Origin of the sequence: Embleya sp. NPDC008237 (assembly GCF_042956465.1) — a bacterium.
Classification (GTDB): domain Bacteria; phylum Actinomycetota; class Actinomycetes; order Streptomycetales; family Streptomycetaceae; genus Embleya.
In genome coordinates this window covers 183,537-199,713 of sequence record NZ_JBIBGL010000011.1, presented here as the reverse complement: position 1 = coordinate 199,713, position 16,177 = coordinate 183,537, and the positions used below count along the sequence as shown (strand labels likewise).

Sequence of the window (16,177 nt, the reverse complement as noted above, 5' to 3'; positions counted from 1 at the left end):
CCGGTGCGGCAATGGCGCCGTGCAGTCCATTCGATCATGGACAATCCTCCTCACACAGGAATCGCGAGCAGGGACGGTTTGTGCAACACCACGGCTGGATCTCGACCACGGCGCGGCTGGCGGGCGACGCCGAGCCCGGACCGCACGGTGTCGGCTGGATGCTCGTCGCATTCATCTTCACGTTCGCGGTGACCCGCCTGATCACCCGGCTGATCCGGGCGGGCAAGGGCCCGTTCCGCAACATGGTGGTGGGCAAGGTGCACGTGCACCACCAGGTGTACGGGATCTTCCTGATGTTGATCGCGGGCGCGCTGGAGTTCGCCTACGAACCGGGCGGCGCGCTGCGTCAGGTGCTCGCCGGGTTCTTCGGGATGGGCGCCGCCCTGACGCTGGACGAATTCGCGCTGCTCGTACACCTGGACGACGTGTACTGGGCGGCGGACGGCCGCAAGTCGGTGGACGCGGTACTGATCACCGCCGCGATGGGACTGCTGCTGTTCGTCGGCGCCAACCCGCTGGGCCTGGGCGACGGCGACAGCAAGCCGGTGGCCGCGACGGTGGTGGTGTTCAACCTGGCCTTCGCGCTGTGCGCGCTGGCCAAGGGCAAGGTCGCCACCGGACTGATCGGCGTTTTCGTACCGTTCGTCGCGATGGTGTCGGCGATGCGCATCGCCAAGCCCGAATCACCGTGGGCGCGCTGGCGGTACAAGGAGGGCCCGGGGCGCACCTCGCCGCACGCGGACACCAAACTGGCCCGCTCACTGCGCCGCTTCCCGCCCGACCGGCGCACGTGGTGGGACCACACCAAGGACTTCGTCGCCGGCGCACCGCACCGCTGACCGCAGGGGGGTGGCCCTCCGGTGCGGTGCGGTGCGGTGGCGGCACGCGGCCGGCCGATGTCGCCGACGTGCTGCGGCTCTCGACTGCGGTGCGCACCACGGGTGCGGCACTACAGGTTCGGGAGCACCTCGTTCTCGAACAGGCGCAGGCTCTCCCACGCGAGCTCCGGCGGAATGCCGCCCATCATCGGGTGCAGGATCGCGAACGCCGCGTCGCCCTGGGCCTTGAGTTCGGCCACCAGGGTCTCCGGGGTGATCACCCGGTACTGCCCACCCGCGCGCAGCGCGTCGGCATCGGTGACGCTCGCATAGCCGCCCACGCCCGAGGTGCCCGCCGCGGCCATCGTCTCGCCGTAGGCGTTGACCTCGTGCAGCGCGTGCGGCGCGATCCGGTCCCAGTCCCGGTCGGGGTCGTTCGAGAGGTGGAAGAAGCTGGTGTCGCCGCCGAAGTAGGGACCCGGGTCCTCCTCGCCGAGCTTGACCTTCTCGTCCCGGTAGAACTCCCAGATCGCCGGATTGGACGGCATGAACCCGTCGGCGATACGCGCGGCGCGGCGCGCGGCGGCCTCGACGCTGCCGCCGAGAATGATCGGCGGGCCACCCTTTTGGAACGGCTCCGGGGTCACCCGCACCGTCCGGCCCCGGAATTCGAACTCCTCGCCCGTCCACGCCTTGCGCAACGTCTCGACGGTCTCCACGGTGCGCTTGACCCGCTCGCGCATCGGCACGTCGTACATCGCGAACTCGGCGTCGACGTAGCCGTTGGTGAGCACCACGTTGACCCGGCCCTGGCTGAGCAGGTCGAGCACCGCGAGTTCCTCGGCCAGGTGCAGCGGATCGTGCAGCGGCGCGGGTATCGCCGCGATGGTCACGCCCATGTTGCGGCTGCGCGCGGTGATCGCGGCGGCGAACTGGAGCGGGGCGGGCAGGTAGCCGTCGGCAAAGCCGTGGTGCTCGGACAGCGTGACCATGAAGAATCCGCGCTGATCGGCCCATTCGACCATGTCGAGTGCCGCCGCGTAGCGCTCCCCCATGCTCGTCCCGGCGAAAGCCGGATTGCGGAAGTCGAAACGCAGCGCGAACACAGCCATGCCGTACTCCTGTCCCCGGCGTCGCCGGGATGAGCGGCGCCGCACTCTCTGATGGGGCGTCAGGTTAGTCGTGCACGTCGAGGAGAACCAGGGCCGGCCCAGTGCCGGGTGCGGCACTGGTCAACCGGTGCGCAGCGCCCGGTCGAGCAGTACGCGCAGGGCACGCCGGTCGGCGTCCGGCAGGCCGGTCAGCGGCGGATCACTGGCGAGCGCGGCAAACAGACGCTCGCGCAACGCGGCGCCGGTCGGGGTGAGTGCGATCAGTTTGGCCCGGCGGTCCCCCGGATGCGGCCGGCGCTCGACCAGGCCGCGGTCCACCAGGCGGTCCACCACGAAGGTCACATTGGGTGGTTCGCAGCACATCCGCCGCCCCAGCTCGCGCATGCCCAGCGGCTCGGCGAGTTCGTGCACCGCGTTCGCCTGGGATGCGGTCAGGCCGACGGAGCCCGCGCACGCGGCGAAGTGCGCGTCCAATCGTGCGGTGGCCGCGTAGAGCAGCGCGGTCAGTCCCGGCAGCTCGCCTTTCCCCGTGGTCATGGCCACACTCTAGCCGAACTTCGTTACAGCTCGAATGATTCGAGGTGTAACGTCTGCTCGGAGCTGACATGTCGTCAGTTCTCTTGGTCACCCCGGGAGAGGAACCCGCCCATGCCCGCAATCCTGGCCGGCCGGATGGCCCTGGTCACCGGTGGCAGCGGCGGCATCGGCTCCGCCTGCGCGGCCCGACTGCTGCGCGACGGCTGCTCGGTCACCCTCACCGCCCGGCGGGCCGATGCCCTAGCCGCGACCGCCGAACGCCTGCGTGCGCAGGCCCCGGCCGGCACCGAGGTGCGCATCGTCGCGGCCGACGCCTGCAGCACCGACGGGATCCGTACCGCGGTCCGGGCGGCGGGCCCCGAGCTCGCCGTCTGCGTGGCGACCGTGGGCGGCGGGAGCACCGCACCGATCCTGGCCATGGACGACGACACGTTCCTGACCGACCTGCACCGCAACACGCACAGCGCGTTCCTGGCGATCAAGTACGCCGCACCCGTGATCGCCGCGCGCGGCGGCGGCGCGATCGTGTGCGTGTCCTCGACCGCGGCCAAGCTGACCATGCCGTTCCTGAGCGGCTACGCGGCCGGGAAGGCGGGCCTGGAAGCGCTGGTCCGGGCCGCCGCGGACGAGTTGGGCGCGGCCGGCGTCCGGGTCAACGCCGTCCGTCCCGGCCTGGTGCGCTCGCACGAGGAGGCCCGGATCTTCCGCGACGACGAGATGATCGCGCACTTCCTGGCGAACAAACCGCTGGGCCGCACCGGCCTGCCCGAGGACATCGCCGAGGCGGTCCGCCATCTGGCCGGCCCCGAATCGTCCTGGACCACCGGCCAGAGCCTGGCCGTGGACGGCGGCAACGAGCTGCGCCGGGCTCCGTCCTTCGAGAAGTACGCCCGGGCCGCGCTCGGCGACGCGGTGATCGACGCCGCGACGGCCGGCCGCGATCCCTACGCCGAATCGCGCTGAACCACCGGCAAACCCGGGCCCGCCGGCCCGCCGACCCACCTCGATCCCACTTCGACCCGACCTCGACCCGACCTCGACGCGACGGAGCATCCGCATGACCACCGACGTGCAACTTTCCATCGGCCTGCCGAACTTCGGCACCTGGCCCGCCGGCGACTGGCGCGGTTTCGTGGACGTCGGCCGGGCCGCCGACGACGCGGGCATCGACCGGATCGTCCTGGTCGACCACGTGGTGATGGGCCCCAACACGCAGAACTACACGTGGGGCCGCTTCCCCACGCCGCCCGAGGCGGCCTGGCCCGAGCCGCTCACCCTGCTCGCCGCGATCGCCGCCGTCACCTCGAACGTGCGCCTGGCCACCGGCATCCTGGTCGCCCCGCTGCGCAGCGCCACGCTGCTCGCCAAGACCGCGGCGACGCTGGACCAGGTCTCCGGCGGCCGGCTGGAGTTGGGGGTGGCCACCGGATGGCAGCGCGAGGAGTACGACGCGGCCGGGATCGACTGGGACGCGCGCGGGCGGCTGCTGACCGACACCCTGGCCGCGTGCAAGGCGCTGTGGACGAACCTGCCCGCGTCCTTCGCGTCCGAGACGGTGAACTTCGCCGACGTCTACTGCGCACCGCAGCCGGTCCAGGCGGGCGGAGTGCCGCTGTGGATCGGTGGCACGCTGAACAAGCGCAACCTGGAGCGGATCGTGCACAGCGGCGACGGCTGGATTCCGATCATGGGCCTGTCCACCGCCGACATGGCCCGGGACGTGGTCCGCATCCGCGAGGCGCTCGCCGACGCCGGGCGCGACCCGGCGGCGCTGCGGGTGCAGGGCCCGCTGCCGATGGTCAAGGACGACGCCGGGCGCTTCGACCTGGCCCGCACGATGGCCGGTGCGAGCGAGGTGATCGCCGCCGGTGCGACCGCCGTGCACCTGCCCATCCAGGTGTTCTGCTCCGGTCCCCGGGACGCGCCCGCGTTCTTCACCGAGGCCCGGAAGTTGTTCGACCGGGTGGTGTCCGGGGGCTGAGCCCCCGGGTGGCGCTTTCCACCTGGGGCTTTACCCCTGCTTGGGGAAAGTTGCGGGATTGCGGAACGTCGTCGGTGGGAGGGTCGTTCCCCTGATCAGGGCGCGAAACGGCGCCTTTGTCCAACGCGGGAGGGCCCTCCATGTCCGACGTCACGCTGCCCACCGGCGCCAACGCGCCCCTGACCGGCGACCGCGCCGAGGTCTCGATCGGGTGGGGCTCGACCGACGTCGTGGACGTGTCCGCCGTGCTGCTGACCGACGCGCACAAGGTACGCACCGACGAGGATCTGGTCTTCTTCAACAATCCGGTCGGCGGCGACGGCGCGGTGCGCACTGCCGCCGGCCCCGCGGGAACCACCCACGTCAGTGTCGAATTGGCCAAGCTGCCCGCCGAGATCGCGCGCGTGGTGGTCGTGGTGAGCTCGGACGCGGACCGCCCCGGGATGACCCTGGGCCAGGTGCCGGGTCTGGGCGCGGTCACCGTGTCCGGGGACGCGCGGATCGGCTACACACCGGACGCGTTCGCCGGCGGCGAGACGGTCGCGGTCCTGGTCGAGCTGTACCGCCGCGGTGACGCGTGGAAGGTGCGCGCGGTCGGTCAGGGCTATGCGAGCGGCCTCGCCGGGCTGGCGACCGACTTCGGCATCTCGGTCGAGGACGAGCCGGAGCCGGAACCGACCCCCGCTCCTGCCGCGCCCGCGCACGTGATGGTCAAGGAGCCCGCCGCGGCTCCCGCACCGGCCGCGCCCGCGCCGATCTCGATGGCCAAGGAGCCGCTCGGCCGGGTCGACCTGGCCAAGGGCGGCCGGGCGACGATCAACATGGACAAGGCCGACCGCTCGATCACCGTGACCGCGTCGCTGGTCTGGGACGGCGGCGACGACGCGCGCCGCAAGACCGGCGCCGACCTGGACCTGTACGCGCTGTTCGTGCCGCGCTCCAAGGTGGGCGCGAAGAAGGGCGACAAGGACGGGGTGATCTACTACCGCGAGCTCGGCAGCCTGACCGCGGCGCCCTACATCCAACTGGACGGCGACTCGCGCGTGCCCGGCCGGGAGACGGTCCGGATCACCCGCCCCGACGAGCAGGGCTACGTGCTGATCTGCGCGTACAGCGCGGTCGAGAACGGCTTCGGCAGCTTCAAGTCCTACGGCGCGCACGCCGAGGTCACCGACGGCCAGGGCTCCACCGTGAACGTGCCGCTGTTCAACAACAAGCGCGCGGTGTTCTGGGTGGCGATCGCGCTGGTCGACTTCACCGACCCCGACGGGGTCTCGATCCAGCACGTGGAGAAGTACTCGAAGCTGATGCAGGAGCGCCGCCCGATGCTCTACCCGGACGGCACCTTCGAAATGGGCGCGGGCCCCGCGGAGTTCAAGACGGTGCGCTCGCCGCGCGAGCGCTGATCCGGTGGCCCGGCAGGGCACCACCGCTCGGTCGTCGTGGCCGAGCGGTCGTCGATCGCGGGGCTCGCCGGGACGGCCGAGCGGTGGACGATCCTCGGGATCCCGGGCTACTTGGCCGAGCGGTAGACGATCACCTTGTCGCCGACGCGGGTCTCGTTGAACAGCTGCTGCACCAGGCCCTTGTCCCGGACGTTCACGCAGCCGTGCGAGGCGCCGTTGTAGCCGTGGGCGGCGAAGTCTGCCGAGTAGTGCACCGCTTGGCCGCCGGAGAAGAACATCGCGAACGGCATCGGCGTGTGGTAGAGCGTCGACACGTGGTCGCGGCTCTTGAAGTTGATGCTGAACGCGCCCTCGCGGGTCGGCGTCTCGGCCGAACCGAAGCGCACGGCCGTGGAGTACTGGGCCTTGCCGTCGATCACCCAGGTGAGCCGGTCGGTGCGCTTGTCGATGCAGATCGCCCGGCCGGTCAGGCACCGCTCGTCCAGTCCGGCCTGGGCGGCCGGCGGCTTGGGCGAGGCGGGCTTGGTCGTCGGCGGCTTGCTGGTCGGCGGCTTGCTCGTGGCGGGCTTGCTGGTGCTGGGCTTGGCGGACGTGGGGGTGGCACTGGTCGGCGCACTGGTCGTGGGTGCGGCGGAGGTCGGCGCGGTGCTCTCCGGCGCCGGCGTCACGGGCGCGGACGAGGAGGTGACGGGCAGCGACGACTGCGCACCGGCCTTCGCGGTCGAGTCACTCGACGAGCCGGAGTTGCAGGCCGACAAGGCCAGGATCGCGGTCACGGTGACCGCGAGGGATATACGAGTCTTCTTCATCGAGTGGTGCCTCTCCCGACCCAAACCCAAATGTGGAGTGTTCCCCGAGTCGTGCACCCTTGTAGACGCCGATGGGGCTCGGGAGGTTGCGTTCCTAGTTTGACCCATTCGTGTGAATGTTCAGCCGGACATGTCCCGCCGTGACCAGTTCGGGATTCACCGGACGCAGATCCGCCGCCCATGCGTCCAGGGCGGCGCCGATCCCGCCCCCGGCCAGGGCCGCCCCGATGCCCAGGCACCGCATCCCGGCCGCCTCCGCGGCCCGTACCCCGCTCTCCGCATCCTCCACGACCAGGCAACGATCCGGCCGCACACCCAGCAGATCGGCCGCGCGCAGGTAGCCCTCGGGGGCCGGCTTGCCCTCGCGGACGTCCTCCGCGGTGACCATGTACACCGGTTCGGGCAGCTCCGCCGCGCGCAGTCGGCCACTGGCCACACGCCGGGTGCCGGACGTGACGATGGCCCAGCGCGCCGCGGGCAGCATCGCCAGCAGACCGGCCGCGCCGGGCATCGGGCAGATGCCGGTGAAGTCCCGTTCCTCGCGCTCGACGATCCACGCCGCCTCGACCTCGGCGTCCAGCGTGGGGGCGACCACGCGCACCAGGTCGATGTCCCGTCGTCCGTAGGAGGCGGCGACGGCCGCGTCCGGATCGACGCCGCGGTCGAGCGCCCACATCCGCAGGATGCGTTCGATCAGGGGATGGGAGTCCACCAGCACGCCGTCGAGATCGAACAGGATCGCGTCGCAGTCGAGCGTCGTGCCGTCGTTCACCATGCGGCCAGGCTGTCAGGAGCGGCGGCGCGGCGTCGAGGTCTTCCCGCCGGATGATCACGTTACGGGGCTCAATCACCCACACAGCTCTGATATCGCTCCGAATCGACCATCTTCGGACCTGGGTCAACGAGCTCCGTTGCCTAACTGTCACGTTTGCGCCGATCCCTACCGGCTAGGGGGTGACTACGGCCCGGACGCGCTCACCCCCAGGCGGCAGCTCATGTACTTGGTTCTCGCTTTGCTGGCATTGATCGTGATGTTCCTGTTGATACCCGGGCTGGCCTGGTTCGAGGACCGCATGCTGGGGCCCCAGTCCCTGCCGACCCCGACACCCCCGCCGTCGACCACTCGACCTGCGATCGAACCCGCCGCCGCCTCCGCCGCCGCGTCCGCCGCGCCGGCCGCACTCGCCCTGCCCGCCGTGCCTCGGCCGACCGGGCACACCGTGCGATCGGGTCGAGCCCGCCACGCCCGCCGCCCGACGACCTCCCTGCACGCCTACCGGCACCACATCGGTCGCCGCCGTCCACCCCGAGCCCCGGTCTTCCGTTGACCGCCGGCGCACGTCCCGGAGTCGACCCTGAGCGAGCCCCCCGCGCCGCCGCCCGTGCGGATCGAATCCGTACCGCCCGAGCTGGGTTCTCCGCTGGGCGCCGCACCGCTGTCCACCCGCTCCGACGTCTGGCACGTGCTCGGCAGCCGCGCGGACGCGGTGCTCAAACTCGCTACGCCGGACGGTACGGCGCCGGCCAATCCGCGCTACTGGGCCCGCGAGGTCGAGGCGTACGAGAGCGGCTTCGCGGCCGAGGTGTACGCCGCCTACGGCTTGACCGCGCCCAGGGCGCTGCGCGCCGATCGGCGCGGGGACGGGTCGGTGGCACTGTGGCTCGACTACGTGCGCGGCTGCCCCGGGACCGCGTGGGACCTGACCCGATGGATCGACTTCGCCCGCCGGCTCGGCGCGGCACAGGCCGCTCCCCGACCGGCCGGGCCGTCCTGGCTGTTCGAGCGCCCGCCTCCGGTCGGGCGGCTGGCGGCGCGCGCCGCCGAACTGCCGTACGTGCAGTGCCACCTGGATCTGCGGCCGGTGGATCTGATCGCGCGGGACGAGGACATCGTGCTGCTGGACTGGTCGCACGCGGGTTACGGACTGCCGGGCGAGGACCTGGCCGGGCTGATCCTGGCGCACTCGGCCGAGCCCGAGTCGGCCTCGGCGCTGGACGCCGTGTTGCCGGCCGAGTACGCGCGGGGCGCGGGCCGGTCGGAGGCGGACGTACGGGTCGCGATCGCCGCGACGGCGCCCACGAAGTACGGGCCCGGCGCGGACGAGGCGACCCGTCGGATGTTGCGGATGTGGACGCGGAGCGCGGCGGCCGGCTGAGGCGGGCGAGTTCGCCCGTGCCGCGACGCACCCTTCGCCGACCGGTCGCTCGAGCCGGACGACGAGTTCGTCGGGCGGTGGTGTCTGCTCGCCCAGGCGCAAGGCGGACGGCCCGCGCACGCGAGGCCGGACGGACCGATGGGGCGGGTCGCCTCGGGCAAGGGGGACGGCCCGCGCACGCGAGACCGGGCGCGCCGGTGGGGCGGGCCTGTGCGCCCGCCCCCTCCGCCGGCCGATCGTTCAGTGACCGGGCCAGATACCGGTGCCGCGCCGGAAGGCGATGGCACCGCCCCGGTTGACGGCGGCGTGCACCACGGCGTAGATCGCGCCCTGAACGGCGGCGGCGGCCAGGATCTCGCCCCAGCCCCGGTCGCGGTCCATCGCGTCGGGCGCGTCCTCCTGGTGGGTGAGCAGTTTCCAGGTCTTGTTGAACATCCTGGTCGCCGCTATCCCGCCCACCACACCGACAACCATGCCGATCGGGCGGTACATCAACTTTCCGGTACGCATGGCGGACTTGGTGTTCACCTCGTCCGAACGCCCTCGGGACCCGGATCCGCCGCTCACCGGCGGGACCTTCGAATCGCCCAGATCAGGAGTGCGACGGTCGCGACCGCGGCGGCGATCGCGGGCAACGGGCGCTTGCGGACCTCCGCCGACCCGGTGAGAGTCGCGTGCCGAAGCGGGTCGGGGGTGTGGTCGAAGAGTTGGTCGCGGCCGGTGCGCCCGACCTCGACGGTGCGGTCCTTGGCCTCGACGATCCGGTCGCCGGCCGTCTCACGGACCCGGTCCGCCTTGTGCCCGGCCTGCGCGGCCTTGTGCCGGGCGGCCTCCTTGACCTGATCGCCCGCGTGCGAGGCGGCCTCCTTGAGCTGTTCGGCCCGGTGCAGCGTCGCCTCCTTGGCCCGCTCGGCCCCGTGCTTCGCGGCCTCCTTGGCCTGATCCGCCTTGTGCGCCGTGCTGTCCTTGGCTCGCTCGGCTCCGTGCATTGCGGCCTCCTTGGCCTGCTCGGCCCTGTGCGTCGCGGTTTCCTTGGCCCGGCCGGTCGCCCGCTGCGCGCTCTGCTTGGCCCGGTCGACCCGCCGGCCGGTGTTCTCGGCGGCTTCGCCGACCTTTTGGTGCACCTCGGCCGGCAATTCCGCCTGGGTCAACTCCTCGACGGCGTGCGCAACCTGCTCCTGCTTGCGGTTCGGCCGCCGATCCGGCCCGGTTTCCCGGTCCGGTTCCTGCCTGGGGAGGCGGGGTTCGCCGAACGCCGCCGTGGCGGGTTCGCTCGGTGGCGCGACGACGGTTTCCTCCGGCTCGCCCGACGCGGACTTGCCGCCGGGGTTCCGGCCTGGGGTACTCATCGGTGCGTACTCCTCTTCACGGTCTCGATGTCCTCGCGCCGTCGCCGAGGACCGCGCCCTGCGCCTGCCCGGCGGAAGGCCGGTCATTCGTCCTCGGCGGGCCTTCGACGGCCGGGGCCGTCTCCCCGATCCTGCCGGGGGCGCAGACCCGGCAGGACCGAGGACACGGTCCCGGCGTTCGGTGCGTCGATGCCGGAGTCGGTGTCTCCCGGTCGAGGCTAGGAACAACCGAGCCGCAGATCCGGGAATGTCACCCGGATGCGCGGCGGCGTGTCCGACGGATCACCCGCTCGGCGGGTTCGGGGGGCCGTCGGGACGGGGTCGCTGTCGGGACCGAGCGGTCCACGCGTGTGGGTGAAGCTCGACGCCGCTCCGCGTGCCGTGTCCCGAACCGGCGGGCATTCGGCACAGGATCGGGCTTCGAGAGCGGCTCCCTCGGCCGGCATCGGCTCCGGCGGGCGCCGTCGAACCCACCCGAGATCCGGCCGCGCCCGGATGGCAGTGCCGGAGGTATGCGTGCCCGCCGTGTCCGGAACACCCGAACCGCCCAGCCGGGTGCATCGAGTCGGGGCGGTACTCGCGTGCTGCGCCGTGCTGTTCGGCGCGAGCGCCGGCATCGGACATCCCGCCGCATCCGTGATCCCCATCCCGTCCCTTCCACCCGTCGGGGCCGACCGGCCGGACGCGTCCGGTACCCCCGCCGTCTCCGGCCGGCCCGTCGTATTCGGGACGCCCGCCGGATCCGCCGCAGGCCGAGCCGGCGACCGGACGTGGCCGACCGGCGGACCCGGAGCCCGCGTGCCGCCCGCGCCGCGGGCCGTCGCGGACCGGGTCGGCACCCGAACCGGGCAGTCCGTGGACGTCCCGGTCCTGGCCGGGGACACGGGAGAGGGGCTGGTCGTGCTGTCGCATACCAACCCCGAGCACGGGCTGGTGCTCGACCTCGACGACTCCCGGGACGCGACGGCGACCGAGTCCGTGTTGCGCTACACGCCGGGGCCGGGCTTCGCCGGTCGGGACGGCTTCCACTACACGGTCGTCGACCGACTCGGTCGCCAGTCCACCGCGAGCGTCCGGATCGACGTGGCGGCCGAGCCGGGTGCGGCGGGACGCACGGCCGAGCCCCGGCCGGGCAGGATCGGCGCGCATCGCGGCGTGGACGAACTCCGGGCCCCCTCGGCCGCACGGAGGCAGGCCGGACACGACTCGGGCGGCGGGCTGCTGCTCGTGGCCTTCCTGTCCTCGGCCCTGCTCGCCGCGGGCATCCTGGCCTGGGTGGCGCACCGTCGACCGGGCCGGCACGTGCACTGAGCCGGGGCGGGGCAAGCCGGGGCGGTTCGGTTCGGTCGGATCCGGCGGGTCGGGGTCGGTTCGGTCGGGTCGGGTCGGGTCGGGCCGGGGCCGGTCTGGTGGGCCGGTCGGCTCAGGTCTTCCGGGCGTCCTGGGTCAACAGGTACAGCCCGTACAACACTTCGGCGATGCCGACGATCAGCAGCACAAGGCCGACCTTCCCGAGCGCGATCACAGGCGTATCCACGTCGTCCGCGAACACCTTCAAGGCACCCCCCACCACCGCACTCGCGAGGCCTGCCGCCAACGAACCACGCGCCTTGGCCACGGTCTTCCTCCTCCACTCGACCTGCGAAGACGCCTCCGAGGCTAGATCCGGGCCACGAGCCGGCACGCCCTCCGCGAGGACGACCCGCCATACACACTTCGGCCCACTCCCCACCCGAGGAAGCCTCCGCGCAGCCTGCCCCCAGGGCGGCCGTCGGTCACGGTGAATCCGCACCCGGCGCGATGCCGGACTCGTGACACGAGCGTGGGCAGGACGCATCGCGGGTCGCCCGGCCGCAGTTCCCACACGCGGGGCACAACGCGGCGCCCGAACGACCTCGCGCCCAGCAGGGCATGGCCGGGAACACACCGCCCAAGTGGCGATCGAGGTCGGATTCCGGGCAGCCGGTGGATCCCTCCGACCGGCGGGCCACTCGGCCGACTTCGCTCCGCCCGGGAACGGCGAAGCCGACGGCCTGGTGTGCGGCCGTGGCGGTGGTCGCCGCCCGAGGAATCCGGATTGGTCCTTGTCGTCCGACGGGGCTCCCCATCAGCACCACGCGGTCGCCGAGATCGTGGCGGAATCCGCTTCAACGTCAACTTCGCCTTGTCGTCATGCAGTTGGCGAATCCCCTTTAGGCTTCGCCCAACAAGATGGGTTACGGCTGATCCGTGGGGGGGTCCCTGCGGGATCGCGCGTCGAGCCCTTTCAGATGATGAGAGTGGGTATGACACCTTTAAGTGAACAAACGGGCGGCGCCGCGCAGGGGCGGAGCCGACTGCGATCGGCGTTACCCGCGCGGCGCTCCATGGGCGGCCTCGCGGCGCTCGCCGTAGGGTTCGGCGGTTTGGCGCTGGCCGCGGCGCCGGCGTATCCGCAGACGGACGACGGCTCCGTGACGGTCCGGGTGGTGCGGGCCGTGGACACGACCGGCGTGTGGAGTCCCGCTCTGGAACCGGGCTTGGGCGGCGTCACGGTGACCCTCACCAATGACGACGGCGCCAAGGTCACCGGCGTGACGGCCGCCGACGGCACGGTCACTCTCGCGCCCGGTACGGCTCGGTCGACGGCGGGCAAGTACCGCGTCCAAGTCGTGAATCCGAAGCCGGGTGTGCTGTTTCCGGCGTTCGCGTCGCGGCAGGGCTTGGACGGCGCACCGAACCAACTCAGCAGCAACGAGGAGTTCGTCGACCTCGGCAACGGCAAGCATGTGGCGTACACGACGGGGTTGTGGAGCCCAGGCGACTACTGCCAGAAGAACGCGCCGCTGGCGACCGCGTGCCAGCCCGCGACGAACGAACAGGCGTCCAAGCGGACGTTGGTGACGTTCCCCTACAGCGCACGCGGCGTCAACACGAACGTGACGGATCTGTCCACGAACGCCGAGACCGGCAATCTCTACGGCATCGGCTGGAGCAAGCCCGGCAAGCGCCTGTTCAGTTCGGCGCTGGCCAAGCGCGACACGATCTACGGTCCCGGCGGTGCCGGCGGCATCTATGTGACCGATGTCGCCCGCAAGACGACGTCGTTGTTCGCCACCGTCCCGAACGCCGGATCCTCGGCGCACGGCGTGGGCGCCAGTGACAACGCCTTCCTCGCCGCGCCGGGCAAGGAGAGTCTGGGCGACCTGGAGGTCTCCGACGACGGCCGCGACCTGTTCGTGGTCAACCTCGACAACCGCAAGCTGTACCGCTACGACGCCACGCTGCCGTCCGCGACGGCCCCGGTGGCCTCCTACGCCATCCCGGACCCCGGCTGCCCGGCTTCGGGCGACTGGCGTCCGTTCGGCCTGGGCCTGCAGGACGGAGTCGGATACGTCGGCGGCGTCTGCTCGGGCGAGTCGACCGGGAAGGTCTCGGACCTGCGCGCCGTGGTCCTGTCCTTCGACCCGGCGACAGGCGTCTTCGGCAAGACCGTGCTGAACCAGCCCCTTGACTACCCGCGCAAGGCCACGCTCGGCGGGGCCTGCCCCGGGGCGGGCTGGTTCCCGTGGACGGACACGTTCCCGACGCAGCAGAACGGGCAGCCGTGCAGCGGCGCCATGGCCAACCCCGAACCCGAGTTGGCCGACATCGCCTTCGAGACCGACGGCTCGATGTTGCTGGCGTTCCGCGACCGGTTCACCGACCGGACCACGGCGTACGCACGGCCCGGAGACCCGACGACCACCATTGCCATGGTGGCCGGCGGCGACCTGAACAAGGCGTGCCTGTCCGACGGCAAGTACGTCATGGACACCAATACCGGCTGTGGGAAGACGCCGCGGGGAACCAGGTTCTTCGACGTCAACACCATGGGCGGCGGCCACCCGAACGCCGCCTACGCCGGCCTCGCGCTGTCGAAGGTGGAGGAGTTCGTCGCGACCGCCGGTGTCGACCCCGTCGACACGGCGTGGGGCGCCGGCACGATGTTCACCAAGCGCGACGGGACGCGGCAGCCCGCCGCGGGCCTGCGCTTGAACACCGAGGGCAACGCCTCCTTCGGCAAGGGCGCCTCGATGGGCGACCTGGAGGTGCTCTGCGACCAGGCGCCGCTCCAGATCGGTAACCGGGTCTGGTACGACCCCGAGCGCAAGGGCATCCAGAGCCCGGGTCAGCGTCCGGTTCCCGGCGCCACCGTCAACCTCTACGACGAGTCCGGCAAGGTGGTCGGGACGACGAAGACGTCACCGCGCGGTGAGTACTACTTCGACGACTCGAACGTGACCGGCGGTCTGAAGCCGAAGACCAAGTACACGATCCGGATCGACAACCCGGCCGACTACGCGCCGAACGGACCGCTGTACCAGTGGGTGCCGACCGACGAGGGCGTCGGCGACAACCGCTTCGTGGACTCCAAGGGCAAGGTGCCGCCCGGCGGACGCTATCCGGAACGGGCGCTGACCACCGGCGGACCGGGCGAGAACGACCACACGTTCGACTTCGGATTCCGCCAACAGGAAGGCGCGGTGCGCCTGGTCAAACACGACCAGGACGGCAAGGCGCTGGCCGGGGCGACGTTCGAGTTGTGGCGGGAGACGAACGGGGCCGACGGATTGCAGTCCGACGGGACCACTCCCGATACGAAGGTCGGTGAGCCCTGCACGACCGGGACCGACGGCGGCTGCAAACGCGACGTGCTGCCCGGGACGTACTTCTGGAAGGAGATCAGTCCACCCCAGGGCTACGCCCCTCCGGAGAAACCGGTACTCGGCCCGCTGGTGCTGAACGCGCAGAATCTCGACGCCGGAGTCGAGGTGACGGCGGTCAACCGACTGCTGCCCACCACGCCTCCACCGACCACGCCTCCGCCGACGAGTACGCCGACGGCATCCGCCACGCCGACCACGTCGGGTGGGAACCACGGCGGCTCTTCGGGGCCGCTGGCCCGTACCGGTCTGGGCGGGAGCCTGCCCCTGGTCTTCGGCGTCTCGGCGGCGATGATCGCGCTCGGCAGTGGGGCGCTCGTGCTGTTCCGCAGGCGCGGGGTCCGGCAGCGGTAACTCCGGGCTCGGCGGCCCGGGTTCGAGACCGGACGCCGGGCGCCGGCTGACGAAAGAGATGGATCGGGCGGGTTCGTGGACCGAGGGTTCACGAACCCGCCCGTGTGTTGATCGACGTGAGGAAGGCATCCGCATGGCCCGGAAGAAGACCGGCGACCGCCCGCCGCGTCGGCGGCGGCTCTGGTTCGCGCTCTTGGCGGTGGTCGCGCTGGGCGGAACGACGGCAGGTGGCCTGGCCGTCCATCGGGCGCTCTCCGACGGCGGCGACACGGACCGGGCGGTGACCGTCGACGAGGCGTCACGCCTGGCGCTGTCGCGGCTGACGCTGTTTCAGGCGAGTCCGGTCGCGATGACCCTCACCGCCGACGAGGGCGGCGGTGTCTCGATCCGGGTCGAGGGGGTCGTGGACTACCGCAACCACCGGGGCGTGGGCGGCTACGAGGTCAGCGGAGCCGGCGGCCGAGTCGATCGCGGCCTGATCGTCTGGGACGGCGGCGGGCTGGGCCTGGCCCCGCCACCGCAGGGCGCCGGCGGCCCGGCGTGGGAGCAGGCCGAGCGCATCCCCCGCCAGGGCTGGTCCTCGCGCGCCTACACCGCGGACCCCCTGGACTCCGGGCTCCGCCTGCTGGTCCGGCTCGGCGCGGACCGGCCCGACAATCCGCTGCTGCTCGCGCAGTCCGGGGCGCGATGGCTGGGCAGCGATCGCATCCAGGGTCGCGACTACGACAGGTTCGCCGGCCCACGTGCCCAGGACGCCGCGCGCGGCGGGGCGACCGACGGCGAGTTGTCGCCGCTGACGTACTGGGTCGACGGTGACGGCGGGCTGCGGCGGGTGACGATGCGCATGCCGGGCCTGGGTACCCCCACGACCGTCGAGATCACCGGACGCGACGACAGGGCGCGCATGCCCGAAGCACCGTGGGTCGCCGGTTGAGCCTGCTCCCCACCGCACCGGTGTACGCCGGCCGGG

Annotated in this window: 16 protein-coding genes; 9 read left to right on the top strand and 7 right to left on the bottom strand. The window is 72.0% G+C overall.

Annotated features, from left to right (window positions below):
• Positions 1–80: 80 nt before the first annotated feature.
• Positions 81–839 carry a hypothetical protein gene (locus tag ACFZBU_RS27840; RefSeq protein WP_391586403.1) on the top strand — a complete coding sequence of 253 codons (759 nt, stop codon included), beginning with the start codon at positions 81–83 and terminating at the stop codon, positions 837–839.
• 110 nt (positions 840–949) lie between these two features.
• Here ACFZBU_RS27840 and ACFZBU_RS27835 read toward each other — a convergent pair whose 3' ends face one another.
• Together ACFZBU_RS27835 and ACFZBU_RS27830 are read right to left on the bottom strand one after the other, a co-directional pair.
• A complete protein-coding gene (locus ACFZBU_RS27835; RefSeq protein ID WP_391586402.1) occupies positions 950–1,930 on the bottom strand; it encodes an LLM class flavin-dependent oxidoreductase in 981 nt (326 codons plus the stop codon).
• Positions 1,931–2,050: 120 nt separating this feature from the next.
• Positions 2,051–2,467 carry a MarR family winged helix-turn-helix transcriptional regulator gene (locus ACFZBU_RS27830; protein WP_391586401.1) on the bottom strand — a complete coding sequence of 139 codons (417 nt, stop codon included), beginning with the start codon at positions 2,465–2,467 and terminating at the stop codon, positions 2,051–2,053.
• A 111-nt stretch (positions 2,468–2,578) separates the two neighbouring features.
• Here ACFZBU_RS27830 and ACFZBU_RS27825 point away from each other — a divergent pair, with 111 nt between their 5' ends.
• The 3 genes from ACFZBU_RS27825 (at position 2,579) to ACFZBU_RS27815 (ending at position 5,854) form a co-directional block, all read left to right on the top strand.
• Positions 2,579–3,430, top strand: coding sequence for an SDR family NAD(P)-dependent oxidoreductase (locus ACFZBU_RS27825; protein WP_391586400.1), 852 nt, complete (start codon positions 2,579–2,581; stop codon positions 3,428–3,430).
• A gap of 94 nt (positions 3,431–3,524) precedes the next feature.
• The gene (locus ACFZBU_RS27820; RefSeq protein WP_391586399.1) at positions 3,525–4,448 is read left to right on the top strand and encodes a TIGR03619 family F420-dependent LLM class oxidoreductase; all 924 of its coding nucleotides are present in this window, start codon (positions 3,525–3,527) and stop codon (positions 4,446–4,448) included.
• Between the two features lie 140 nt (positions 4,449–4,588).
• Positions 4,589–5,854 carry a TerD family protein gene (locus ACFZBU_RS27815; protein WP_391586398.1) on the top strand — a complete coding sequence of 422 codons (1,266 nt, stop codon included), beginning with the start codon at positions 4,589–4,591 and terminating at the stop codon, positions 5,852–5,854.
• Positions 5,855–5,961: 107 nt separating this feature from the next.
• Here ACFZBU_RS27815 and ACFZBU_RS27810 read toward each other — a convergent pair whose 3' ends face one another.
• Positions 5,962–6,663: a L,D-transpeptidase family protein gene (locus ACFZBU_RS27810; RefSeq protein WP_391586397.1), complete on the bottom strand. Its 702-nt coding sequence runs from the start codon at positions 6,661–6,663 to the stop codon at positions 5,962–5,964.
• A 94-nt stretch (positions 6,664–6,757) separates the two neighbouring features.
• Positions 6,758–7,438, bottom strand: coding sequence for an HAD-IA family hydrolase (locus ACFZBU_RS27805; RefSeq protein ID WP_391586396.1), 681 nt, complete (start codon positions 7,436–7,438; stop codon positions 6,758–6,760).
• 220 nt (positions 7,439–7,658) lie between these two features.
• Here ACFZBU_RS27805 and ACFZBU_RS27800 point away from each other — a divergent pair, with 220 nt between their 5' ends.
• Together ACFZBU_RS27800 and ACFZBU_RS27795 are read left to right on the top strand one after the other, a co-directional pair.
• Entirely contained in the window at positions 7,659–7,991 is a 333-nt protein-coding gene (locus ACFZBU_RS27800; protein ID WP_391586395.1) for a hypothetical protein, read from the top strand.
• A 54-nt stretch (positions 7,992–8,045) separates the two neighbouring features.
• Positions 8,046–8,819 (top strand): phosphotransferase, encoded by a 774-nt coding sequence (locus ACFZBU_RS27795; RefSeq protein ID WP_391586394.1) that lies wholly within the window; start codon positions 8,046–8,048, stop codon positions 8,817–8,819.
• 240 nt (positions 8,820–9,059) lie between these two features.
• Here ACFZBU_RS27795 and ACFZBU_RS27790 read toward each other — a convergent pair whose 3' ends face one another.
• Positions 9,060–9,329, bottom strand: a complete 270-nt coding sequence (locus tag ACFZBU_RS27790; protein WP_391586393.1) for a DUF4235 domain-containing protein — start codon at positions 9,327–9,329, stop codon at positions 9,060–9,062.
• Positions 9,330–9,382: 53 nt separating this feature from the next.
• Positions 9,383–10,168: a hypothetical protein gene (locus tag ACFZBU_RS27785; protein ID WP_391586392.1), complete on the bottom strand. Its 786-nt coding sequence runs from the start codon at positions 10,166–10,168 to the stop codon at positions 9,383–9,385.
• A gap of 798 nt (positions 10,169–10,966) precedes the next feature.
• Between ACFZBU_RS27785 and ACFZBU_RS27780 the strand changes: the two genes are divergently transcribed.
• A complete protein-coding gene (locus ACFZBU_RS27780) occupies positions 10,967–11,479 on the top strand; it encodes an Ig-like domain-containing protein (protein WP_391586391.1) in 513 nt (170 codons plus the stop codon).
• A 112-nt stretch (positions 11,480–11,591) separates the two neighbouring features.
• Here the strand turns inward: ACFZBU_RS27780 and ACFZBU_RS27775 are convergent, their stop codons facing one another.
• The gene (locus ACFZBU_RS27775; protein WP_391586390.1) at positions 11,592–11,786 is read right to left on the bottom strand and encodes a DUF5708 family protein; all 195 of its coding nucleotides are present in this window, start codon (positions 11,784–11,786) and stop codon (positions 11,592–11,594) included.
• 748 nt (positions 11,787–12,534) lie between these two features.
• Between ACFZBU_RS27775 and ACFZBU_RS27770 the strand changes: the two genes are divergently transcribed.
• Both ACFZBU_RS27770 and ACFZBU_RS27765 read left to right on the top strand, forming a co-directional pair.
• The gene (locus tag ACFZBU_RS27770) at positions 12,535–15,207 is read left to right on the top strand and encodes an SdrD B-like domain-containing protein (RefSeq protein ID WP_391586389.1); all 2,673 of its coding nucleotides are present in this window, start codon (positions 12,535–12,537) and stop codon (positions 15,205–15,207) included.
• 133 nt (positions 15,208–15,340) lie between these two features.
• The gene (locus tag ACFZBU_RS27765) at positions 15,341–16,141 is read left to right on the top strand and encodes a hypothetical protein (RefSeq protein ID WP_391586388.1); all 801 of its coding nucleotides are present in this window, start codon (positions 15,341–15,343) and stop codon (positions 16,139–16,141) included.
• The last annotated feature ends 36 nt before the right edge of the window (positions 16,142–16,177 follow it).